This is a genomic window from Paraburkholderia kururiensis, assembly GCF_034424375.1.
Lineage (GTDB): Bacteria > Pseudomonadota > Gammaproteobacteria > Burkholderiales > Burkholderiaceae > Paraburkholderia > Paraburkholderia kururiensis_A.
Genome location: NZ_CP139965.1, coordinates 359,028 through 380,629, shown reverse-complemented (window position 1 = coordinate 380,629; position 21,602 = coordinate 359,028). Strand labels below are relative to the sequence as shown.

General features: G+C 66.9%; 21 protein-coding genes and 1 riboswitch. Of the genes, 5 read left to right on the top strand and 16 right to left on the bottom strand.

The features are described 5' to 3' along the window. Complete coding sequence (locus U0042_RS01785) at nt 1–1,404, top strand: PLP-dependent aminotransferase family protein (RefSeq protein WP_114810036.1); 1,404 nt, start codon at nt 1–3, stop codon at nt 1,402–1,404. On the opposite strand, the gene U0042_RS01780 is transcribed toward U0042_RS01785, so the two are convergent. The 15 genes from U0042_RS01780 to U0042_RS01710 form a co-directional block, all read right to left on the bottom strand. Then, the gene (locus U0042_RS01780) at nt 1,385–2,995 is read right to left on the bottom strand and encodes a methyl-accepting chemotaxis protein (protein ID WP_114809595.1); all 1,611 of its coding nucleotides are present in this window, start codon (nt 2,993–2,995) and stop codon (nt 1,385–1,387) included. The genes U0042_RS01785 and U0042_RS01780 overlap by 20 nt on opposite strands. Before the next feature lie 323 nt (nt 2,996–3,318). Further along, nucleotides 3,319–3,933: a LysE family translocator gene (locus tag U0042_RS01775; protein ID WP_114809594.1), complete on the bottom strand. Its 615-nt coding sequence runs from the start codon at nt 3,931–3,933 to the stop codon at nt 3,319–3,321. Nucleotides 3,934–4,035: 102 nt separating this feature from the next. Then, nucleotides 4,036–4,503 (bottom strand): GNAT family N-acetyltransferase, encoded by a 468-nt coding sequence (locus U0042_RS01770; RefSeq protein ID WP_232833251.1) that lies wholly within the window; start codon nt 4,501–4,503, stop codon nt 4,036–4,038. Between the two features lie 18 nt (nt 4,504–4,521). Continuing rightward, on the bottom strand, nt 4,522–5,052 hold the full coding sequence (locus U0042_RS01765) for an aspartate carbamoyltransferase (protein ID WP_114810035.1): 531 nt from the start codon (nt 5,050–5,052) through the stop codon (nt 4,522–4,524). Nucleotides 5,053–5,071: 19 nt separating this feature from the next. Beyond that, the gene (gene arsB / locus U0042_RS01760) at nt 5,072–6,154 is read right to left on the bottom strand and encodes an ACR3 family arsenite efflux transporter (RefSeq protein WP_114809593.1); all 1,083 of its coding nucleotides are present in this window, start codon (nt 6,152–6,154) and stop codon (nt 5,072–5,074) included. 23 nt (nt 6,155–6,177) lie between these two features. Beyond that, nucleotides 6,178–6,672, bottom strand: a complete 495-nt coding sequence (locus tag U0042_RS01755) for an arsenate reductase ArsC (protein ID WP_114809592.1) — start codon at nt 6,670–6,672, stop codon at nt 6,178–6,180. A 13-nt stretch (nt 6,673–6,685) separates the two neighbouring features. Next, the gene (locus U0042_RS01750) at nt 6,686–7,165 is read right to left on the bottom strand and encodes an ArsI/CadI family heavy metal resistance metalloenzyme (RefSeq protein ID WP_114809591.1); all 480 of its coding nucleotides are present in this window, start codon (nt 7,163–7,165) and stop codon (nt 6,686–6,688) included. Between the two features lie 12 nt (nt 7,166–7,177). After that, nucleotides 7,178–7,501: an ArsR/SmtB family transcription factor gene (locus tag U0042_RS01745; RefSeq protein WP_114809590.1), complete on the bottom strand. Its 324-nt coding sequence runs from the start codon at nt 7,499–7,501 to the stop codon at nt 7,178–7,180. A gap of 279 nt (nt 7,502–7,780) precedes the next feature. Next, nucleotides 7,781–8,698 (bottom strand): ABC transporter ATP-binding protein, encoded by a 918-nt coding sequence (locus U0042_RS01740; protein WP_114809589.1) that lies wholly within the window; start codon nt 8,696–8,698, stop codon nt 7,781–7,783. 48 nt (nt 8,699–8,746) lie between these two features. Beyond that, nucleotides 8,747–9,718 carry an ABC transporter permease gene (locus U0042_RS01735; RefSeq protein WP_114809588.1) on the bottom strand — a complete coding sequence of 324 codons (972 nt, stop codon included), beginning with the start codon at nt 9,716–9,718 and terminating at the stop codon, nt 8,747–8,749. A 61-nt stretch (nt 9,719–9,779) separates the two neighbouring features. Further along, nucleotides 9,780–10,847 carry an ABC transporter substrate-binding protein gene (locus U0042_RS01730; RefSeq protein ID WP_232833250.1) on the bottom strand — a complete coding sequence of 356 codons (1,068 nt, stop codon included), beginning with the start codon at nt 10,845–10,847 and terminating at the stop codon, nt 9,780–9,782. A gap of 84 nt (nt 10,848–10,931) precedes the next feature. Further along, nucleotides 10,932–12,821 carry an allophanate hydrolase gene (gene atzF / locus U0042_RS01725; RefSeq protein ID WP_114809587.1) on the bottom strand — a complete coding sequence of 630 codons (1,890 nt, stop codon included), beginning with the start codon at nt 12,819–12,821 and terminating at the stop codon, nt 10,932–10,934. Next, a complete protein-coding gene (uca, locus tag U0042_RS01720) occupies nt 12,812–16,474 on the bottom strand; it encodes an urea carboxylase (RefSeq protein ID WP_114809586.1) in 3,663 nt (1,220 codons plus the stop codon). Before uca ends, atzF begins: the two co-directional genes overlap by 10 nt. Further along, nucleotides 16,474–17,127, bottom strand: a complete 654-nt coding sequence (locus tag U0042_RS01715) for an urea amidolyase associated protein UAAP2 (protein WP_114809585.1) — start codon at nt 17,125–17,127, stop codon at nt 16,474–16,476. The genes uca and U0042_RS01715 overlap by 1 nt, the downstream gene beginning before the upstream one ends. An 11-nt stretch (nt 17,128–17,138) precedes the next feature. Further along, nucleotides 17,139–17,921, bottom strand: coding sequence for an urea amidolyase associated protein UAAP1 (locus U0042_RS01710; RefSeq protein WP_232833249.1), 783 nt, complete (start codon nt 17,919–17,921; stop codon nt 17,139–17,141). A 55-nt stretch (nt 17,922–17,976) separates the two neighbouring features. Then, nucleotides 17,977–18,116: riboswitch (guanidine-I (ykkC/yxkD leader) on the bottom strand. 453 nt (nt 18,117–18,569) lie between these two features. On the opposite strand from U0042_RS01710, the gene U0042_RS01705 reads away from it, so the two are divergent. Together U0042_RS01705 and U0042_RS01700 are read left to right on the top strand one after the other, a co-directional pair. Beyond that, complete coding sequence (locus U0042_RS01705) at nt 18,570–18,734, top strand: hypothetical protein (protein ID WP_017774961.1); 165 nt, start codon at nt 18,570–18,572, stop codon at nt 18,732–18,734. A 16-nt stretch (nt 18,735–18,750) separates the two neighbouring features. Further along, a complete protein-coding gene (locus tag U0042_RS01700; RefSeq protein ID WP_114809584.1) occupies nt 18,751–18,972 on the top strand; it encodes a hypothetical protein in 222 nt (73 codons plus the stop codon). Between the two features lie 13 nt (nt 18,973–18,985). Here the strand turns inward: U0042_RS01700 and U0042_RS01695 are convergent, their stop codons facing one another. Further along, nucleotides 18,986–19,741: a response regulator transcription factor gene (locus U0042_RS01695; protein WP_232833248.1), complete on the bottom strand. Its 756-nt coding sequence runs from the start codon at nt 19,739–19,741 to the stop codon at nt 18,986–18,988. Between the two features lie 255 nt (nt 19,742–19,996). Between U0042_RS01695 and U0042_RS01690 the strand changes: the two genes are divergently transcribed. Both U0042_RS01690 and U0042_RS01685 read left to right on the top strand, forming a co-directional pair. Then, nucleotides 19,997–20,635, top strand: a complete 639-nt coding sequence (locus tag U0042_RS01690) for a glycine zipper 2TM domain-containing protein (protein ID WP_114809583.1) — start codon at nt 19,997–19,999, stop codon at nt 20,633–20,635. A gap of 91 nt (nt 20,636–20,726) precedes the next feature. Then, nucleotides 20,727–21,212, top strand: coding sequence for an SRPBCC family protein (locus tag U0042_RS01685; RefSeq protein WP_114810032.1), 486 nt, complete (start codon nt 20,727–20,729; stop codon nt 21,210–21,212). Nucleotides 21,213–21,602: the final 390 nt, after the last annotated feature.

Genomic DNA, 21,602 nt, shown 5'->3' with positions numbered 1-21,602 from the left:
ATGATCGACCTTCAACTGGAGCGCGGCCGCCGCACGGCGCCCACGCTCGTGGACCAGGTGGTGCAAGGCTTTGCCGCCGCCATCGAGGCGCAGAACCTGCGCGCGGGCGCGCTGCTGCCTTCGGTGCGCCAACTTGCGCAGACGCATTCGCTTTCCACTTTCACCGTGACCGAGGCCTACAACCGGCTCGTGTCCATGGGTCTCGTCGTCGCGCGGCGCGGCTCGGGCTACCGCGTGGCGCCGCGCGCGCAGGCGGTGCGCCCCAGCCCGGCCGGCTGGCAACCGCCCAGTCTCACGGCGACGTGGCTGCTGTCGGACGTGTTTGCCGATCACTCCGTGCCGATCAAGGCCGGCTGCGGCTGGATACCGGCCGAGTGGATCAACGAAGGCGGCTTGCGGCACGCGCTGCGCGCCATGACACGCGTGCCGGCCGTGCGCCTCGGCGACTACGGGCACCCGTACGGTTTCGCGCCGCTGCGCGAGCGCGTGGCCGAGCAACTGGATCGCCACGGCCTGCCCGCCGAAGTCTCGAACGTGCTGCTCACGCACGGCGCCACGCAGGCGCTCGACCTCGTCGTGCGCACGCTGCTGCGTCCGGGCGATGCGGTGGTGGTCGAAGATCCGGGCTACTGCAATTTCCTGCAGATCCTGAAACTGGCCGGTCTCGCCGTGCACGGCGTGCCGCGCACGCCGGCCGGCATCGACGCCGACGCGCTGGAGCGCGTGGTGGCCGAGCACGCGCCCAAGGCGCTCTTCGTCAACACGACGCTGCAGAATCCGACCGGCGCCACCTTCACCATGGCCAACGCGTTCCGCGTGCTGCAGATCGTGGAGCGTCAGCAGATGTGGGTGATCGAAGACGACGTGAGCCGTGAACTGGCGCCCGCGGGCGCGCCCATCTTCGCCGCGATGGAGGGCCTGCAGCGCGTGCTCTACGTGGGCGGTTTTTCGAAGACCGTCACGCCCGCGCTGCGCTGCGGCTACGTGGTGGCCGAGCGCGACGTGCTGCGCGAACTGGCGCGCACGAAGATGGCGGTGGGGCTGACGTCGTCGGAGGCGATCGAGCGCATTGTCGACAAGGTGCTTGTGGAAGGGCGGTACGCGCGGCACGTCGAAAGCGTCAACGAACGGCTGAAGGCCGCGCACGCCATCGTGGAAGAGCGCCTCGACGCGCTCGGGCTCGAGGTGTTCCACCGGCCGCGCGCGGGGCTCTTCGTGTGGGCGCGGCTGCCCATCGAACCCGAGCGCGCTGCCCAGGTGGCCACCGATGCATTGCGCGCCGGCATCTGGCTTGCGCCCGGTTCCTACTTTCGTCCCGACGACGCCGCGTGCCCGTGGTTCCGCTTCAACGTGCCGTATTCCACCGACGACGCGCTGTGGAAGTTCATCGCGTCGGTGCGGTGAGCCGCGGCGCGTATGACGTGTGGGACGCGTGGCGCGAGTCGTCCGTATTGAATACGGAAACGGCCGCGCTCAGACGCTGTGCCTGATCTTCGAGCGCACTCGCCGCCGCGGCCGCCTGTTCCACCAGCGCCGCGTTCTGCTGCGTGACCTGGTCCATCTGCGCGACGGCGCGATTCACCTGGTCGATACCCGTGCTCTGCTCCGATGCCGCCGCCGCGATCTCGCCCATGATCGAACTCACGCGTGTGATGGCGTCGACGATCTCGGACATCGTGGAGCCCGAACGCTCCACGAGTTGCGAGCCCGACTCGACGCGCGCCGTGGAACTTTCGATCAGCGTCTTGATTTCGCGCGCCGCGGTCGCGCTGCGCTGCGCAAGCGAGCGCACCTCGCTGGCCACCACCGCGAAACCGCGCCCCTGTTCGCCGGCCCGCGCGGCTTCCACGGCCGCGTTGAGCGCGAGGATATTGGTCTGGAACGCGATGCCTTCGATCACGCCCACGATGTCGCCCACCTGGCGCGAATCGTCGACGATCTGGTGCATCGTGCCCACCACCTGCTGCGTGAGTTCGCCGCCCTGCGCCGCGAGGTCCGACGCGTTGCGGGCGAGCGAACTGGCCTGCGTGGCGTTGTCCGCGGTCTGCTTCACGGTGGACGTGAGTTCTTCGATGCTCGCCGCCGTCTGTTGCAGCGAGGCTGCCTGTTCTTCCGTGCGTTGCGAGAGGTCCGCGTTGCCGGACGCGATTTCGCTCACGCCCGTGTTGATCGATTCGGTGCCTTGGCGCACCGTGTTCACGGTGCTGACCAGCGACTCCTGCATGCTGCGCAGCGCCGTGGCGAGGCGCCCCATTTCGTTCTCGCCCGTCGTGGCGATGCGGCCCGTGAGGTCCCCGGCGGCGATGCGCTCGAACTGCGCGACCGTTGCATCCACGGGACCGACGATCGCGCGAACCAGCACGATGCGCGCAATCCACACCAGCACGAGCGAGAGCACCATGCCCACGGCCACCGCGACGCACACCGCGTAGAAGCGCGCGTGCGCTTCCTGATAGCGCTGGGCGCCGCGATCGATCTGCAGTTTTTCCAGCGTGAGCATCGCCTTTTCGTAGGCGCTGTAGAGCGACGGCAACTTGTGGCCCTGAAGCTGCTGGAACGCGTTGCGGTCGCCGGCCTTCAGCGCCGCGAGCGCCGGTTCTACGCCTTCATGCAGGAACGTGCTGCGCTTGTCCTGCATGTCCCTGATGAGGCGTTGCTGTTCCTCGCCGGTTTCGGCAATGCTCAGATAGTGGGCGAGCCGCTCGTCCGAAATCTTCTGGTATTGATCGAAGCGCTGCAGAACCGCCGTGGCGCCTTGTTCGTCGTTCAGATCGACGAGCGACGCATACGTGGCCAACGCAAGGCGCAGCCGCAGCAACTGGCCGGAGCTGCCCTCGAGGTCAGCAACGGCCGGCGTATCGACGGTGTACATCTGCTGCAACGAGAGGTTGCTCGCGCGCAGCGACAACAGGCCGGCCGCTGCGCCAACCAGCAGCGCAAAGCCGAAGAAGGCCACCAGCCAGGTGAGCCAGGCACGAATCGACAGCTTCTTCAACGTGGTCTCCTTTCACATTCTTCGATGCACTTCGTGATGCGCCGCGCAACGGCACGCAAGCGTGCCGCGGGCAGAGGCCTGCCATGGGCGCAATGGCGGCCTTGCTGATTCTGTATTGCGGGGAAGCGGTTAAGAGAAGCCTGAATACGGGATGTCGGCATTCATCCGACAAAACTTGAGGCTGTGCGGCGAGAAGTTCGCCGGAACGGCGAGAGGGCGGTGAAAAGCAGGGAAGCGACGAAGGCGAAGCGAACAGGGCAGCGGAGCGGAGTGGCGGAGACGACGCGGCGGAGACGAAAGAGGGCGGCCGAAGCCGCCCCCGTTTAGCCGAGCAGATGCAGCGCGGCGGGATACATCGACGCCACGAGCAACAGCGCCATGACCACGTTGAAAGCACGCAACCGCCGCGGGTCCGCGAGGAAGCGCCGCAGTGCCGTGCCGAACGCGGCCCAGAGGCAGATGCACGGCAGCCCGATCACGTAGAAGAGCGACGCCATGATGACGGCGTTCACGCCGAAGTCGGCGGAAAGACGGATCGTGGTGGCGGCGGTGAGCACCATCATCCACGCCTTCGGGTTGATCCACTGGAACGCGATGGCCTCATGAAAGCGCATGGGACGACGTTCGCCCTTGCGCACCTGGATCTCGCCCGAGGTGCCGATCTTCCACGCGAGATAAAGCAGATACGCGATGCTCGCCACTTCGAGCACGCTATAGAGCATCGGGAAGCGCCGGAACGCTTCGCCCAGCCCGAAGCCGACGGAGAGCATCAGCAACACGACGCCCGCACTGATGCCGAGGATGTGCGGCAGCGTGCGCCGAAAGCCGAAGTTGACGCCCGAGGCCAGCAACATGGTGTTGTTGGGGCCGGGCGTGATGGTGGTAACGAGCGCGAAGAGGATGCCTGCGGGCAGCGCGCTCAGGAGTTCTGCGGACATGGGGGGCTCCTGGTGGCTTGTTGGTGATTTCGAGCCAGTTTATCGGCAGGAGCCGGTACAGTACCTGTACAGATTGGCAGATGGGCGCCGGTACGCTGCCGATCAGGAGTTGCTCGCACTCACCGCTTTCCACAAGCACGGATGCGTCTGCGGACAGAGATGCGTGAATTCGGGCAGGCCGCGAATCGCTTCGGGAATGCGGCTGCGCTCGATGTGCTTGAATCCGCGCCGCGCGAAGAATGCGTGGGCGGCGTCATCGTTTGGAATGAGGTAAAGCGCGCGTAGGGATCGCGTTTGCGCTAGCGCCATGGACGCGTCGATCAGGCGGCTGCCCAGACCGGATGCGCGCAGGCGCGGGTGAACCGCGACCGAACGCAACAGCGCCGCATCGCCGGCTTGTTCCAGTCCGGCTACGCCGATGATCCCGGCGTCGCGCACGGCCACGTGGAAGCCGTCGAGGCTTTGCGCCGTGAGGTCGCTCGCGGGCAGCCCGCAGAGGTCCAGCAACGCGACGATGCCGTCGAAGTCCGTGGCGGCGGCGCGGCGAATCTCGTAGTCAGGCGTGCTCATGCCAGCCCTCCTTTACGTTCACGGTGTTGAAACGTCTGCGGGATGGTGATGCATCGCGCCGGCATCGTGCCCGGCCATCGCATCGTGTCCATGATCGGACACCTGCGCGTCGAACCAGTCGTGCAGCGCGGCGACCAGACGAGGCTGTGCGCTGCGATACACGATTTCGCCGCCGTCGCGCACGTCGCGATAGTCGATCTTCAACTCGCCGGGCTGTGCCGCGCGCAATACGGCGAGGCCCGGCATGTCGTGGCCGTGGATCTGCTCCGGCGCCCCGAAATCCCCTGCGGAGAAGCGACGGGCGATCTCGGCCAGATGCCCGCGGATCAGCGCGGCCTGCCGCGCGTCGGGATGCCTCGTGACGACCCGCTGAATGCCGCCGTAGGCCGTCTTCGTAAAGATGTGGGTGGTGGCCGCGAGCGAGAACGGCATCACGTCCGCGCCGTGCTGCGCGACTTCCTTCTGGCGCGCCGTGACGTCGGCATAGGCGGGCAACGAAAGAGCCGCCGCGCCGAGCAGCACGACGAGCGATGCGATGAGGCTGCTTATCCGACGGTTTCCCGATGTCTCAAGCACGTTCGTACCACGCCTTTGAACGGTTGACGATACGCACCACGAGCAGCATGACCGGCACTTCGATCAGCACGCCCACCACGGTGGCCAGCGCCGCGCCCGAATTGAAGCCGAACAGGCTGATGGCGGCCGCGACCGCCAGTTCGAAGAAATTGGACGCGCCGATGAGCGCCGACGGGCAGGCCACGTTGTGTTTCTCTCCCACCGCGCGGTTGAGCCAGTACGCGAGCGCCGAATTGAAGAGCACCTGGATCAGGATCGGCACCGCGAGCAGCGCGATCACGAGCGGCTGGTCGAGGATGGCTTCGCCCTGGAACGCGAACAGCAGCACGAGCGTGGCGAGCAGCGCCGTGATGGACCAGGGGCCGATCTTCGCCATCGCGGCATCGAATGCGGCCTGGCCGCGAGCGAGCAGCGCCTTGCGAAGCATCTGCGCAAGCGCGACCGGAATCACGATATAGAGCACGACCGAAGTGAGGAGCGTCGCCCACGGCACGGTAATGGCCGAGATGCCGAGCAGCAGGCCGACGAGCGGCGCGAAGGCCACGACCATGATGCTGTCGTTGAGCGCCACCTGCGAGAGCGTGAAGAGCGGATCGCCGCCCGTCAGCCGGCTCCAGACGAACACCATCGCCGTGCAGGGCGCGGCGGCGAGCAGGATGAGGCCGGCAACGTAGCTGTCGAGTTGCGCGGCGGGCAGCATCGGCGCGAACAGATGCTTGATGAAGAGCCAGCCGAGAAACGCCATCGAAAAGGGTTTGACGAGCCAGTTCACGACGAGCGTGACGCCGATTCCCTTGATGTGCTGGCGCACCTCGTGCAACGAGCCGAAGTCCACCTTCACGAGCATCGGAATGATCATCACCCAGATCAGCAGGCCCACGGGCAGGTTGACCTGCGCGTATTGCATGCGGCCAATCGCCTGGAACACAGCCGGAAAGAACTGACCGGCCAGGATGCCCGCGACGATGCACAACGCGACCCAGACGGTGAGGTATCGCTCGAAGAAGCCGATGGGCGGCCTGGCCGGTGGCTTCACAGGCGGCTTGTTCGAAGCGGTGAGGTTGGTGGCGGTCATGAGGCGGTTCGCAAAAGAAAGGCTCAGCTTTTCAGGATGTCGTTCAGCGCGTGTTGAAGCTCGGCGTCGCTCAGGCGGTCCAGTGGAACAGCAAGCAACTGCAGCATGCGATAGCCGATGGCCTGCCGCGTGAGTTCGAACGTCTGCCGTTTGCCCTCGTCGCCGCCCGGCGCATTGGACGGATCGGCGTAGCCCCAGTGAACCTTGACGGGGCTGCCCGGCCAGAGCGGGCATTGCTCCGCGGCCGCGCTGTCGCACACCGTAATGACGATGCGCATGCGCGGGGCGCCGTCCGCAGTGAATTCGTCCCAGCTCTTGCTGCGATAGCCCTCGGTGTCCACGCCCGCGTTCGCGAGCGCTTCGAGCGCGAACGGATTGATACGGCCGCTCGGCGCGCTGCCGGCGCTATAGGCGCGCACGTCCTTGCCCAGCTTCTGCGCCCAGTGGTTCAGCATGCCCTCGGCGAGCACGCTGCGCGCGGAATTGTGGGTGCAGAGAATGAGTACGTTGGTGGTCATCGCGAACGCTGCCTCATTGCTCGCCGACGGCCGGTGTCGCGGCCGCGCCCGTAGTGGCGCCGCGCGGCGCGCAACAGGCGGATGCACCGGGAGCGGGCGACTGCAATTGCCGGTTGCTCTCGCCATAGACGAGCGCGCTGCCGAGGCTATGAAAATGCTCCCAGGCAATGCCTTGCGGGTCCACGATCCAGTGCTTGTCGCTGCGCGCGTAGCAGCAGGTGGTTTCGCCCTCGTCGAGCAAGGCCATGTCCGCAGCCTTCGCGCGCTGCGCGAGTTCGGCCAGTTCGTCGGGCTCGTCCACCTGGAAGCCCAGATGGTCCACCCCGGCCTTCGTGCCGCGCGTCGAGATGGCGAAGTTCACGCGGGGATCGTCGAGCATCCACTTCGCGTAGTCCGCTTCGACGCGTGTGGGTTCTGCCCCGAACAGCTTCGTATAGAACGCGATATTGGCCGCGAGATCGTCAACGTGGACATGGACGTGAAACCGCTTCATGGATGTTCTCCTTCAGCATTTGCAGGAATCGGCGCCCGGCGTGAGGCATGCCTCGCCCTGGCAACAGTTTTCGGTCAGAAAGCCGAGCAGCGCGTTCATCTGCTCGAAGGCGGTTCGGTAGATCAGGCTGCGCCCGTCGCGTTCCTGCGTGACGAGCCCCGCGTTCATCAGCTCCTTCAGATGGAACGAGAGGGTCGCGTTGGGAATGTCGAGTTGGCCCGCAATGGCGCCCGGCGTGAGCCCGGCCGGACCCGCCACCACCAGCATGCGGAACACGCGAAGCCGAAGCCCGTGAGCGAGCGCCGCGAGGGCGCGAATGACGTCGTTCTCTTCCATATTTCGAATATAGTCGAAATATTGGGGCGGCGCCAGTCAAATGAAGAAGCCTTGGCTGGCTGAGGGGTTAAATGCGAGGGACTAAACGCAGGGGATCAAACGCCGACAGGCGAAACCGGGCACAACGCGCGCGACGGGCCGCACGTGCGCCTTTCGCCCTTCGCGCGCAACCCGAACGCCCATCGCGAATGGCCTCGCCCGATCGATCGCCTTGCAGAGCCGTCGCGCGATGCGACCGCCGCCCGGAAACCCCGTTCAGGCCTCCGCGACTCCCGGCGCTCACTCTACGTCGTCGTTCACGTCCGTCATGCGGATCATGTGCGGGCTCACGCGCGCGTCGTCCTCGGGCGATTCGTGCGATTGCGGCGGGTGGATCAGCGCGTCGAGCCTTGCGCGCGTGGCGAGAAATTCCGGCGACGTGAACTGCTCGTAGCTGCGCGGCCTCGGCACGGGCACCTCGATCAACTCCTGCACTTCGCCCGGATGCGCCTTCAGCACGAGAATGCGGTCGGCGAGGAAGATGGCTTCGTCGAGGTCGTGCGTAATGAACAGGATCGTGATGTCGACGTTGCGCCAGATGTCGAGCAGATGCGCCTGCATTTTGGCGCGGGTCTGCGCGTCCAGCGCGCCGAACGGTTCGTCCATGAGCAGGATGCGAGGACGGTTCGCGAGTGCGCGCGCAATCGCCACGCGCTGCTTCATGCCGCCCGAAAGCTGATGTGGGTACGCGTTCGCGAATTTTTCGAGGCCCACCAGATCGAGCCATTGCAGCGCCTCGCGCTCCGCTTCGGCGGCGCCCTGGCCGTTCATTCGGAGCCCGAACATCACGTTCTTCTTCACGGTGAGCCAGGGAAACAGCGTGTAGCCCTGGAACACCATGCCGCGGTCGGCGCCGGGGCCGTCCACGGCTTTGCCGTTCACGCGCACTTCGCCGCTCGTCTGCGTTTCGAGCCCCGCGAGAATGCGGATCAGCGTGGACTTGCCGCAACCCGACGGCCCGATCACGCAGACGAACTCGCGCCGGTGCGTCGTGAAGCTCACGTTGTTGAGCGCGACGTGCTCGCCCTGAGGCGAGGCGAAGCGCTTGCCCAGATTGCTGACCTCCAGCACGGGCTCACGCGCCTTGAGACGCGCAAAGCGCGCCCGCACCGCATCGGACTGGAGGAGGTAGTCGGGTATGGATTGCGGGGACAACATGATGCGCTCCTTGAGAGTCGATGCGAGTGCGGCGGCAGAGGGCAAGCGTTACGCCTTGAGCGTGCGGTCCCACGGAAACAGCTTGCGGCCGAGCAGCGCGAGCACGAGGTCCGTGCCCAAGCCGATGATGCCGATCATCATGATCGCCGCGTAGACGTTGTCGAAATGCTGGTAGCGCGCCTGCTGCGTGATGTACCAGGTGATGCCGGAGCTCGTGCCCACCAGTTCCGCGACGATCAGATAGGTCCACGCCCAGCCGAGCAGAATGCGCTGGTCGCGGTACAGGTCCGGCAGGATGCCCGGCACGACGACGTGCGTGAGCAGCTTGAGCCGCCGCGTGCCCAGCGTCATCGCGGCTTCCAGCAGCCCGTATTCGAGCTTGCGTGTGGTGTTCGCGATGATGAGCACCTGTTGAAACAGCGTGCCGATCACGATGATGGCGATCTTCGGCGCGTCGTAGATGCCGAGTATCGCCACCATGAGCGCGCCGAACGCGGGCGCGGGCAGATAGCGGAAGAACTCGAAGAACGGTTCCTGCAGCCGCGCGAGCGCGCTGTACGTGCCGCACACAATGCCGAGCGGCACGCCGATCGCCGACGACACCACGAAGCCCCAGAAGATCACCTGGATGCTGTGCCAGAGGCTCTGATGCAGCCACACGCCGTCCTGGCCCGCGGGCGGCGTGGTGAACGCCGTGTAGAACGCACGCAGCACTTCGTGCGGCGCGGGCAGATAGACGGGATTCGCGCTCACACCCGTGGGCAGCGCGGCGTGCGTCTGCCGCGCGTGCTCCAGTTCGTCGGCGAACACGGCCTTGTCCACGCGCATGCCGGGCTGGAAATAGTCGACGCTGCCGGGCGTCGTGATGAGCACCTGCGGATGCCACACAAACGGCACGTAACTCACGATGCACCACACGAGAAGCGGCAGCAGGAACGAGCCGGCCGCGAGCATCCATTTCGCGCGCGGCGGCAGTTCGCGGCGCACGGCAAACCATCCCGTCTGACTCATTCCGGCCATGGCGTTCTCCAGCAATTTCCCTGGTTGGCCACGGGCGCCATGCCCGTGGCCGTGCTTACTCTTACTTCAGCGCCGCCGTGAGCGACGGATCGATATACGCGTTCACGTCCTGCGGCGTCTTGTACACCGCGTATTTCACGTTGAACGCGTCGGCGGTGCGGCTCGAACCATACAGCGACTTGAAGCCGTCGGCCTTCACGTAGGCCGCGCGCGCTTCGGGCAGCGTGAGCAGCTTCGTGCCTTTGAGCAGCGGCAGATACTGCTCGGGCTTGAGGCCCACGCGGTTCGCCATGATCTTCACGGCGTCGGCCTGCGTGGCCGGATCGCCGATGTAATGCACGACGCGGTACCAGATCTTCGCGAGCTTTTCCCAATCCGCGCGATGCGAAGCGAGGCTCACGGGATTTACGGCGAGCACGTCGTAGATGAGCCCCGGTTCGTCGGCCGACGTGAACACCGGACGCGCGCCCGGCACCTGGCGCAGCGCCTCGCCCGCGTTCGGCTGCCACGCGGCGATGGCGGAAACATCCGCGGAGGCGAGCACCTGCGGCGTCTCGTTGGTCTTCGCGTTCACGAGCGTCACGTCGCCTTCCTTCATGCCGTTGCGCTGCAATGCGTCGAGCAGCAACAGGTGATCGACCACGCCGAACTCCACGCCGATCTTCTTGCCCTTCAGGTCTTTCAGCGTGCGCGCGGGCGGCTTCGCGACCACCATGTCGTTGCCGTTCGAGTAGTCCGTGATGAGCGCCATCACGTTCTTCGCGCCGTTCGCGCCCATCGTGAGCGCGTCGCCGTTGGTGACGAGCACGGCGTCGAGCTTGTTGGCGGCGTAGGCGTCCATGGACGCGGCGTAGTCGAACCATTCGAACTGCACGTCGAGGCCCGCTTCCTTGAACCAGCCCTTGTCGATGGCCACCTGCCACGCCACCCAGCCGGGCCAGTCGCTGTAGCCCACGCGCAGCGGCGCGGCAGTAGCGGACTGCGCCGCGGCGGCGAAGAGCCCCGTGGCGAGCGCGGCGGCGCCGGCCGCACGCGCGAGCCACCGGCATACCGAGCGCTTCGCGAGAACCGTGGCGCCCGTGGCGGCTCGCGAGGGCGAGCCGGATGCGATTGCGAACTTCGTCTTCATGGGTGATCTCCAGGCAGGATGGTCAACGGCTTGCTTCAGTGAATCGGTGGGTCTGGTCTCGCTTCTTGATGGCGACGGTGCGGCTCATGGCGTTGCGGCGGCGTTGGTCGTGGCGTCGGTGCCTTCGCGGCCGGGCTGCGCAACATGCCGCCGATACGCGCGCCAGCCGCCGTATGCGCTGATGTCCTCAGCGCCCGCGAGCGCCGCGCTTTCGCAGAGGAAACCCTGCACGACGCTGCCGTCCGCGAGCGTGAGCGTGCCGATGCCGAGCGGCGCGCGAATGCCCGTCACGAACGAGCCGTACGCGGCCACCGGCATGTCCCACACCTCGACTTCGATGGCCGTGCCGCCATCGCTTACGCGAACGAGGCCGGGCTTCACGGGCGTGCCCGCCGTGGCAATGGGCAGCGCGTAGAGGCGATAAGCGGGAGCCGTCGTCGTGGTGGCGACGAGCGTCGCGTTGCGTTCGGTGAGTTGCACGTTGAGCGGCTCGCCGCTCAAATGCGCACCGACGACGGCGACGCGGACGGTGGCGGCATCCGTCGATTGCGGTTCGACGCGTGTGTCAGGTGCCGACGCCTCTTGCGTTTCACCCAGCCACGCCCGCGCAAGCGCGAGCAGCGCTGCGTCGTCGTGAGCGCGGGCCACGAATGTCACGCCGAACGGCAACCCCGCATGCGCACCTTCGGCGCACACACCTGCCGGCACCGCGAGCGCGGAGAGATCGAGCAGATTGACGAAGTTCGTGTAGTAGCCGAAGCGCGCGTTCACGCCGATGGGGTCCGCTTCCAGTTCCGCGATGGTCGCCGTGGTGGGCGACGTGGGCGTGACCATGACGTCGATGTGCTCCCAGACTTGCGCGGCTTCGAGGCGCAACGCAGCGAGGCGGTCGAAGGCGGCGAAGGCGTCGGCGGCACTCCAGCGTGCCGCGCCGCCGATGATCTGCCGCGTGACCGGATGCAGCGCGTCGGGCTGCGATTCGAAGAACGCGCGGATCGCGGCGAGCCGCTCCGCCACCCACGGTCCTTCGTAGAGCAGGCGCGCGGTGGCGAGGAACGGCTCGAAGTCGATTTCCACGAGTTCGGCGCCTGCGGTTCGCAGCTTGTCGAGTGCGACGTCGAACGCGGCGGCGTACGAGTCGTCGCCGTAGAACGCGAGTTGCGCCTTGCGCGGCACGCCGAAGCGCACGCCGCGCAATGTTGCGGGGGCGACTGCGAAAGCGCGGGTGGAAGGCTGCCACGCACGCGCATACGGGTCGCCGTCGGCCATGCCGTGAGCGACGTCGAACACGCATGCGGCGTCGCTGGCCGACTGCGCGAAGATCGAGACGCAATCGAGCGACCGGCACGCGGGCACCACGCCGAGCGTGCTCAGCACGCCCTTGGTCGGCTTGAGGCCGACGAGGCCGTGGAACGCGGCGGGCACGCGCCCGGAGCCTGCGGTGTCGGTGCCCAGCGAAAACGCCGCGAGCCCGAGCGCCACCGCCACAGCGCTGCCCGAACTGGAGCCGCCCGACGCGTAGCGCGGGTCCAGCGCGTTGCGGCATGCGCCGTAAGGCGAGCGCTGGCCCGAGAGGCCCGTGGCGAACTGGTCGAGATTCGTCTTGCCCACGGGAATGGCGCCCGCCGCGATCAGCCGCTCCACCACCGGCGCGCTGCGTTCGGGCGTGTACGCGTAGGCCGGGCAACCGGCGGTGGTGGGCACGCCGGCGAGATCGATGTTGTCCTTGATCGCGAAAGGAATGCCGTAGAGCGGCAGCGAAGCGGGATCGCGGCCTTCCAGCCGCTGCGCGTAGGCCATCATCTCGTCGCGCGTGAGGGCGCGGATCCAGACGTGATGCGCATCTTCGCCCGATGTGCGTGCGGCGAGCGCATCGACGAGTTGTGCCGGCGTAAGGCTGCCGTCCAGATAACGTGCGCGCAGCGACGCTATCGACATCGCCCGGGCGCTTTCCGGCAGAACGTTCACTTGCATGTGGCCTCCTCGCCGGTTGCGGTTGCGTCCACTGTTGCTGTTGCGTCATTGCAGGCGGCAGCGTTCACGTGCAGCACCATCAGCCGCTGGCCCGCGACCACGGCATCGCCCGCCGCGCAGCCGATGGTTTCGATCACGCCGTCCGCGGGCGCGGCCACGGCGACTTCCATCTTCATCGACTCCACGATCGCCACGTCTTGCCCTTCGGTTACGCGTTCGCCCTCGGCCACCAGCAGCTTCCAGACGCTGCCCGATACGTCGGCGGCAATGGCGCGGCGGTCGTCGGGCAGCACGGCTTCGTTCGCTGCATCGCCTGCTCCGCCGTTGGCGTTCGCCTCTGCCTCGGCCGCGTAATCGGCCTGGCCCGCGGCGCGCCAGCGTTCGCGCTCGGCTTCGAAGGCCGCTTGCTGGCGCGCCTTGAACGTTGCGATGGATGCCGCTTCGTCCTTCAGAAAACGCTCGTACTCGCCCAGATCGAACACCGACTCTTCGATGCGCAGCGAGCGGCGCCCCGCGATGAAGTCGCTGCGCCACTCGGCCAGCTCGGCCTCGCTCACTTCGAAGAAGCGGATCTCGTCGAAGAAGCGCAGCAGCCACGGCTTGCCCGCCACGAATTCCTGCGTGCTGCGGTAGCGGTTCCACATCTGCACAGTGCGTCCGACGAACTGGTATCCGCCGGGGCCTTCCATGCCGTAGACGCACAGATACGCGCCGCCGATGCCCACGGCGTTCTCCGGCGTCCACGTGCGCGCGGGGTTGTACTTCGTCGTGACGAGCCGATGCCGCGGGTCCACGGGCGTCGCGACGGGCGCGCCCAGATAGACGTCGCCGAGGCCCAGCACCAGATAGCGCGCATCGAACACGATGCGCTTCACGTCGTCGATGCTGTCGAGCCCGTTGATGCGGCGAATGAACTCGATGTTGCTCGGGCACCAGGGCGCGTCGGGCCGCACCGACTGCATGTAGCGTTCGATCGCGATGCGCGTGGACGGGTCGTCCCACGAAAGCGGCAGATGCACGATGCGGTTGCGCACGCGCATGGCGTCCACGGCGGGCAGGGCGGCTTCGGCTTCGCGCAGATGGTCGATCAGCCGCTCGCGCGGGAGCGCCGTGCTGTCGAAATGCACCTGCAACGAGCGGATGCCGGGCGTGAGGTCCACGATGCCGGGCAACGGGTTCGCGGCGAGCCAGTCCATCAGCGCGTGCACGCGAAAACGCAGCTTGAGGTCGAGCACGGGCGGGCCGTATTCGATCAGCAGGTTGCGGTCGCCGGAGCGGCGATAGACCACGCCCACGCCGTCGCCTGCGTGGTCGTCGCGATGCAGTACGCAGTCGTGCGCCGCGTTCGGCTTCCCGCTTTTAGAGGCAGCCGCGGACACATCTGCCGGCACGAAGCGCACCGTATCGCCCGGGCGCAGTTGGCCGAGCTTCCACAAGTCGTCGCCGATCACCGTGACGGGGCACACGAAGCCGCCCAGGCTTGGGCCGTCGGGGCCGAGAATCACGGGCATGTCGCCCGTGAAGTCGACGGCGCCAATGGCATACGCGTTGTCGTGAATGTTCGACGGATGCAGCCCGGCTTCGCCGCCGTCCGCGCGCGCCCATCGAGGCTTCGGGCCGATCAGGCGCACGCCTGTGCGGCTCGAGTTGTAGTGCACGGTCCAGCGCGCGTCGTAGAGCATCGCGATGTCGTCGGACGTGAGGAAGTCGGGTGCGCCGTGCGGACCGTCCAGCACGCGCAGCTCCCACGCGTGCGCGAGCGCAGGTACACGCGCGGGCGAGAGCGTGGCGCCGGCGTCGCCGCGGCCCGCGTGCGGGCCGACGTGGAGCACGTCGCCCTTGCGCAGCGCGCGGCCCGCGTGGCCGCCGAATTGCCCGAGCGTGAAGGTGGCCTTGCTGCCCAGATAGTCGGGCACGTCAAGGCCGCCCTTCACGGCAAGGCACGCGCGCACGCCTGCGCCGGTCACGCCGCCGAGCTTTAGCACCGAGCCAGCGGCGGCGCGCATCACGGTCCAGAAGGGCACCGTCTCGCCATCGAGCGAGGCCGCGAGCGGCGCGCCGCCCAGCGCGAAGAGCGTCTCCGTGTTGAAGCGCAGCGTGGCGCCGACCATCGTGAATTCGAGGCCGGCGGCATCCGCAGCGTTGCCGAGCAATTCGTTGGCAAGCCTGAACGAAAGGTCGTCCATCGGCCCCGAGGGCGGCACGCCGATGTCCCAGTAACCGAGCCGCCCCGGCAGTTGCTGCACCGTGGTCTGCACGCCGCCGTCCAGCACGTCGATGGTGTGCGGCGCGAAATGGAAGCGGCCCAGAAAGCCGGTGGTCTGCTCGCCGCTCGCGAAGGTGGGCGAGCCCGCAATCGCGCGCAGGTAGTCGAGGTTCGTTTCGATGCCGTAGAGCCGCGTGTCGGCGAGCGCGCTGCGCAGTTTCGCGAGCGCGGCGTCGCGCGTCGCGCCGGTCGCGATGATCTTCGCGAGCAGCGGATCGTAGAACGCGCTCACCTCGGTGCCGGCGTCGACCCAGGTATCGACGCGAACGTCGGCCGGAAAAGCGACGTGCGTGAGCGTGCCCGAGCCGGGCTGGAACTGCTTGTTCGGGTCTTCGGCGTAGACGCGCACCTGAATGCTCGCGCCGCGCGGCGAGTGTGCTGCTTGCGCCAGCGTGGCGAGCGGCGGCAGCGTGCCTTCGGCCTGGCGGATCATCCACTCCACCAGATCGATGCCCGTCACTTCCTCCGTCACGCCGTGCTCCACCTGAAGCCGCGTGTTCACTTCAAGGAAATAGAACGCGCGCGTGGTGACGTCGAACACGAATTCGACGGTGCCCGCGGAGGCATAGTCGACGGACTTCGCAAGGCGCACCGCGGTGTCGTGCAGCGCCGCGCGTTCCTCGTTCGTGAGCCCCGGTGCCGGCGTTTCTTCGATCACCTTCTGGTTGCGCCGCTGCACCGAGCAATCGCGTTCGCCGAGCGCGATCACGTTGCCCGCGCCGTCGCCGAACACCTGCACCTCGATGTGACGCGCGTGCTCGACGAACTTTTCCAGGTAGACGCCCGCGTGCGCGAAGTTCGCTTCGCCAAGCCGTGCCACCGACGCGAACGCCGCTTCGAGCTGCGTGGCGTCGCGGCACAGCGACATGCCGATGCCGCCGCCGCCCGCGGTGCTTTTGAGCATGACGGGGTAGCCGAGCGTGGCGGCGGCATCGAGTGCCGCCTTTGCGTCGGCGAGCAGCCCGGTGCCGGGCAGCAGCGCCACGCCGCTGGCTTGCGCGAGTTCGCGCGCCGTGTGCTTGAGGCCGAAGCGCCGCATCTGCTCCGGGCGCGGACCGATGAAACGCAGGCCCGCGGCTTCGCATGCCTCGCCGAACGCCGCATTTTCCGAGAGAAAACCGTAGCCCGGATGAATGGCCTGCGCGCCCGTGCGGCGCGCCGCATCGAGTATCGCGCCCGCGTCGAGGTAGCTCGCGGCGGCGGGCGCGGGCCCGATGCAGACCGCTTCGTCGGCCTGCATGACGTGCATGGCATGGCGATCGGCTTCCGAATACACGGCCACGGACGCGATGCCGAGCCGCTTCAGCGTGCGGATCACGCGGCACGCAATCTCGCCGCGATTCGCGATGAGGACCTTGTCGAAGGTTTTCTGAAGCGTATGTGCCATCACGCGCTCCAGATCGCGAGCCGCACGGGCGTCGGGTTATAGCCGTTGCACGGGTTGTTGAGCTGCGGGCAGTTCGAGATGAGCACCGTGACGTCCTGCTCCGCGCGCATTTCCACGTACTTGCCCGGCGCCGAGATGCCGTCTTCGAACGTGAGCTTGCCGAACGGCGTGACGGGCACGTTCATGAAGAAGTTGATGTTGCTGACGATGTCGCGCTTCGTGAGCAGCGCGCCCGCGCCGCACGTGCAATGCGTGATCGCGTTGAGGAAGCTGTCGCGGCAGTTGTGCATGTGGCGCTTTTCGAGCGCGTAGCGCACGGTGTTGCTCTCGGCCGCGCAGGCGCCGCCCAGCGTGTCGTGACGGCCGCAAGTGTCCGCAACGATGGTGAGCAACGCGTTGCCGCGATTCGACATCAGCACGCTGCCCGCCGTGAGGTACAGGTTGCGTTGCGCGCGAATGGTGTACTGCGCGCTATAGCGTTCGTGCGGATCGGCGCTGCTGTAGAAGAGCGTGTCCACGGCCTGGTTGCCTTCCAGGTCGATGATGCGCAGCGTTTCGCCGCGCTTCACGTCGTGAAGCCAGGGCTCGCCTGCGGGCAGCGTGAAATCGTAGTGGGCATGGCGCAGATCGAGCGCGCTTTCGATGATCGGCATGGCGGCGCTCCTTACGCGAACAGACGGTCGGTGTTGATGAAGCCGCGGCCGTTTTCGGGGCACGCGGTGCGGCACGGGTCGTCGGCGGGGGCGGACGCGTCGGCGGCATAGGCGCGGTAGGCGATCACGCGCACGGGCTTCGGCTCGTACGGTGTGCGCGGGTCGAGCGGATGCGGCGCCGTGGAGAACGCTGCGAGCGTGTTCATCTCGAAGCGCAGATCGAGCGTGCTGCCGGCGCGCGAATGGCCCGGCACGAAGTCGAGTGCGCCGTCGTCGCCCACGGCGACCTTGCTGAAGAAGTTCACGTTCGCGACGAGGTCGCGCTCGCCCAGGCCGTATTTCGCGAGTTCGAGCACGAGGCTGTCGCGGCCGTTGCGGATCATGTCGTTGCGATGCGTCTGATAGCGCGCCGTGCCGTACTTCTGCGCGAAGAGCGCAGCGTCGCCCACGCCGCCGAGCGGATCGTGCCAGCCGAGCGTATCGGCCGTGATGGAGGCCATGACGCGCCCCATGTCCGAATACAGCACGTGGCCGCGCGTGAGGTGCGCGGTGTGCTGCGCCTTCAACGTGTCGGCCATGTTGTAGCGTTCGAGCGGATCTTCCTGGCGATAGAACACGGCAGCGAGATTCGCGCCGCCTTCGATATCCACGATGCGCAGCGCGAGGCCGCGACGCAGTACGGCGGACCAGTGCGTGCCCGCGGGAATCACGGTTTCCCACAGCGGCGTGACGGCGGGAAGGGACGTGTCCCGTGTAGCGGGCAGCGCGGCGTCGGCTGGGAGGCTGGACGGCATGGAGGCTCCTGGGTCGGATTGGACAAAGCGTGAGAGGGCGACGAACGACATCGCGACCTCCCGGGCTTTTATCCCTCCGTGGAGCCTCGGCGCCGCCTTGCAGGAAGGTGGAGACGAGACCGGATTGCTCTCGGACCAGGCATCGTGTGCGCGGCTTGCGCGGCGGTCACGACCGGAACCCTAGCGATCCTAAGATGATGCAAATTGCTTCGCACCTCTCGCGGGGTAACTTAGCGAGTTCTGTGCCAGAGGCGGGTATGGAGGCCGCCGCGAACACGCGCACGCCGCACAGGGCAAGCGTTGCGCCCGCATGTGTGCGTGTGCACGGCGCGCGCGTTGAACGCCATTTGCAAGCCGTCGTGCGCGCTCACGAAGCGGTGCGTGCACCGAGGCAAGGCGTGCGAGGCACCACGACGAGGCACGATGCTCGCCGCAACTGCGCAGCACACGCGCTGTTCAGGGCGCCGAAAGCCCCGCCAGACGGGCGGTTCGCCCATTGTTGTGGAACAGCAAACTGTGAATTCAGCGTTGCCCCGTTGATGCAGATCGGGAAATGGCCCACCTTACGCATCAACGGGCGACCAGAAGTGGTAGCCCCGCTGAACCGATCAACCTGACTCAATCGCATTCGCGGACGTGGAGCATGAGATGGATATCGTCGATCTCGCCCGGCAAGCTGGCATGACGGTCGTGCTCGATGCGCGCATCGGGCGCGAGGAATATCGCACCGTGCACGGCTCGGTTGCTGCGCTGGAGCGCTTTGCGGAACTGGTGGCCGCATCGCTCGAATGCGAATCCGCCCGCGAAAACTGATTGCAAGGAGATGGCCATGAGCTTCGACGACTCGACTTTCCAACGCGCCAACGTTACGCGTCGCGTGCACGACGACAATAGCGAACCGCGCCTCGAGCATGCTGAAACGCGCACGCGGAGCGGCGACGCAACGCGCGCTCCGGTGCGTACGCGCAACTGGGCATGGGCGAACAGCAACGAGACGTACGACTGGATGGATTCGCACACGCCGGTTCCGCCGTCTGATCTGCTGAACTGACGGACGTGCGCGGCTACGCGACTTCGGCGGACGTTGCGGCGTCCGCCATGTCGAGCCGGTAGCCGCGCGCATAGACGGCACGCAGCTGGACGCCATGCGTGCCGTTCAACGCCAGCTTTTTGCGCAGCTTGTAGATGTGCTGTTCGAGCGTGCGTCCCACGATGTCGTCCGAACTGCTCCACACCGCGCCGGCCATCTGCCGGCGACTCACATACTCCCCGCACCGCGAAAACAGGATCCACGCCACGGCGAACTCGCGCGGCGTGAGGTCGATAGTCTGCATGCCGATGTGGACGGTGCACGTGCGCCGGTTGAGGCCATACGCGCCGACCACGAGCCGGTCCTCTGCATGGGCGAACCCTTCGTCGCCGCGCGTGCGTCGCAACGCCAGATGCACGCGCAAGACGAGTTCGCGCGAATCGACCGGGGAAAGCACGACTTCGTCGGCGCCCGCATCGAGCAACTGCTCGGCGGCGTCCAATCCTCCACGAATGCCTACCGCGATGAGCGGCACGCGCGAACGCTCGTGAGCCCTGCGTTGCGCGAGGGCGGGCGGTGACGATGCCGCGTCGCTTTGCGCATCCATCAGGATCGCGCTGAAGGTGGGCTGGTTGGATGCGGCAGCAGCGCGCGCGAGCGCTGCGCTGTCGGCGAAATGAACGCACGTGGCGCCGTCTTCGCCAAAGCATGCATCGACGAGGCCAAAGAGACTCGCGCTGCCTGTCACGACGGCGAGCCGCACGTTGCGGCACAGGGAAGGTGAGTGCATGGCGTCGCGCCTCGTTGTCGTGATGGCATGCCCACACAACACCCGACCGGGCCGCGTTATTCCTCCCACGCTTTTTCTCTCCGGCAGGCTGCCTGAACTGCTTCGCGAGGCTTGCGCGACGGGCCGCAAAAGACTTTACACACTGTTACTCGGGACCACGAAAAATCGGCGTCGCCTTTCCCTATACTCCGCGCATCATCCGTTACGCCCGCGGGCGCGGGCACCACGGCTACGGCAGCACATCGAGTACAGATCATGAAAAGCACGCGTTCAGTCAGGCTTCTTGTTGGGACCGTTATCGGGGCCGGCGCGGCACTTGCGCTTGCCGGATGCGCCGTGCCCGGGCCGTCGCCTTATGGATCGTCGTACGGTGGCGGGTACCAGGCGCAGCCCGCATATGCCCAGCCGCAGCCGGCTTACGCGCAGCCGGGGTACGTGCAGCAGCCGTATGAACAGCCGGGCTATCAACAGCCGTACGACACCCAGGGCTACCCGCAGCAGCCTGCGCCGCAGCCGTATCCGCAGCAGCCGGCCGCCGGTTACGGCACGCAATACGGCGTGGTATCCACTATTCAGCCGCTCGTTTCCAACGGCGGCCCGGCAAGCACGGGCGGCGTGGTGGGCACCGTGGCCGGGGCGCTGGTGGGCGGCGTGATCGGCAACCAGTTCGGGCGCGGCCATGGCCGCGACGTCGCGACCGTAGTGGGCGCACTGGGCGGCGCGGTGGCGGGCAACCAGATCGGTCAGCAATACAGCAACTCGACGCCGTCGGGCTATCGCGTGGTGGTGCAACTGAGCGACGGCTCGTCGCGTGCGTTCGACGTGAGCAACCCTGGCGATCTGCGTCCCGGCGACCGCGTGCAGATCAACGGCAATCGCATCGACCGTTACTGATTCCGCCTGGACTCTGCCAGGACGGACCGGGACCTCCATGTGCTTCGTGCCGGTTCAGAATAAGAACCGGCACACGACCACGGAGGCTGCCGTGCGCAACAGCCAGTACGCGTTCACGACGACATGGCGCATGCACGCGCCGTTGCAGGCGGTGTGGAGCGCCATAGAAGACTGCGCGCGATGGCCCGAATGGTGGAAGAGCGTGGAGCGCGTGGAAGCCATCGAAGCCGGCGACGCGCGCGGCATCGGCGCGTTGCATCGCTATACGTGGAAAGGAGCGCTGCCGTACCGGCTCGTGTTCGACATGCGCGTGACGCGCATCGAGCCGCTCGTCGCGCTCGACGGCTATGCCACCGGCGCCGTGGAAGGCGCAGGCCACTGGCGCTTTACCGAGCAGGACGGCGTGACCGTGGTTCGCTACGAATGGCACGTGCGCACCATGCGCACGTGGATGAACCTCGTCGCGCCATTCGCCCAGCCGCTCTTTCAATGGAATCACGACCATGTGATGCGCGAGGGCGGCAAAGGCCTCGCGCGCCTGCTCGACGTGCCGCTTATTGACATCGAGCACGGCTGAATTTCGCGGGCTACAATCCGGCGCCGGGATAACCCTGGGTGACCGAACTGTCTATCGTCTGCAGAATCGCTGCGCCTGCGGTGCGACATAACCTTTCGCATCGCCTGCATTTTCCCTGCAAAAACCCTTTGATTTGCAACCCTGTCGCGCGCAGCGATCCTGCGACCGGCACTTCGCAACGGCACACCCTGATCGGGCGTTCGCCTGCCGACCTAAAAATGAACCGCACCCTCTCTTGCATGAAACGCCTGCGCGTGTCGCCGGACGACGAATGCCGGCTACCTGACCGGCACAGCCTCGCGCCTCCTTCCTGCCTCGCTTTTTTCCCCGCTTTGTCTTCTTCGACGCGCACGCGCACATGAGCGCTCCGGCGTAACGCCGACCGCTCAG

What these genes read in the sequence shown, in the direction of transcription:
- U0042_RS01785 (WP_114810036.1), top strand. Translation starts at nt 1, where the DNA reads ATGATCGACCTTCAACTGGAGCGCGGCCGCCGCACGGCGCCCACGCTC.
- U0042_RS01775 (WP_114809594.1), bottom strand. Translation starts at nt 3,933, where the DNA reads ATGTCCGCAGAACTCCTGAGCGCGCTGCCCGCAGGCATCCTCTTCGCG.
- U0042_RS01770 (WP_232833251.1), bottom strand. Translation starts at nt 4,503, where the DNA reads ATGAGCACGCCTGACTACGAGATTCGCCGCGCCGCCGCCACGGACTTC.
- arsB (WP_114809593.1), bottom strand. Translation starts at nt 6,154, where the DNA reads ATGACCGCCACCAACCTCACCGCTTCGAACAAGCCGCCTGTGAAGCCA.
- U0042_RS01755 (WP_114809592.1), bottom strand. Translation starts at nt 6,672, where the DNA reads ATGACCACCAACGTACTCATTCTCTGCACCCACAATTCCGCGCGCAGC.
- U0042_RS01750 (WP_114809591.1), bottom strand. Translation starts at nt 7,165, where the DNA reads ATGAAGCGGTTTCACGTCCATGTCCACGTTGACGATCTCGCGGCCAAT.
- U0042_RS01745 (WP_114809590.1), bottom strand. Translation starts at nt 7,501, where the DNA reads ATGGAAGAGAACGACGTCATTCGCGCCCTCGCGGCGCTCGCTCACGGG.
- U0042_RS01740 (WP_114809589.1), bottom strand. Translation starts at nt 8,698, where the DNA reads ATGTTGTCCCCGCAATCCATACCCGACTACCTCCTCCAGTCCGATGCG.
- U0042_RS01735 (WP_114809588.1), bottom strand. Translation starts at nt 9,718, where the DNA reads ATGGCCGGAATGAGTCAGACGGGATGGTTTGCCGTGCGCCGCGAACTG.
- U0042_RS01730 (WP_232833250.1), bottom strand. Translation starts at nt 10,847, where the DNA reads ATGAAGACGAAGTTCGCAATCGCATCCGGCTCGCCCTCGCGAGCCGCC.
- atzF (WP_114809587.1), bottom strand. Translation starts at nt 12,821, where the DNA reads ATGCAAGTGAACGTTCTGCCGGAAAGCGCCCGGGCGATGTCGATAGCG.
- uca (WP_114809586.1), bottom strand. Translation starts at nt 16,474, where the DNA reads ATGGCACATACGCTTCAGAAAACCTTCGACAAGGTCCTCATCGCGAAT.
- U0042_RS01715 (WP_114809585.1), bottom strand. Translation starts at nt 17,127, where the DNA reads ATGCCGATCATCGAAAGCGCGCTCGATCTGCGCCATGCCCACTACGAT.
- U0042_RS01710 (WP_232833249.1), bottom strand. Translation starts at nt 17,921, where the DNA reads ATGCCGTCCAGCCTCCCAGCCGACGCCGCGCTGCCCGCTACACGGGAC.
- U0042_RS01705 (WP_017774961.1), top strand. Translation starts at nt 18,570, where the DNA reads ATGGATATCGTCGATCTCGCCCGGCAAGCTGGCATGACGGTCGTGCTC.
- U0042_RS01700 (WP_114809584.1), top strand. Translation starts at nt 18,751, where the DNA reads ATGAGCTTCGACGACTCGACTTTCCAACGCGCCAACGTTACGCGTCGC.
- U0042_RS01695 (WP_232833248.1), bottom strand. Translation starts at nt 19,741, where the DNA reads ATGCACTCACCTTCCCTGTGCCGCAACGTGCGGCTCGCCGTCGTGACA.
- U0042_RS01690 (WP_114809583.1), top strand. Translation starts at nt 19,997, where the DNA reads ATGAAAAGCACGCGTTCAGTCAGGCTTCTTGTTGGGACCGTTATCGGG.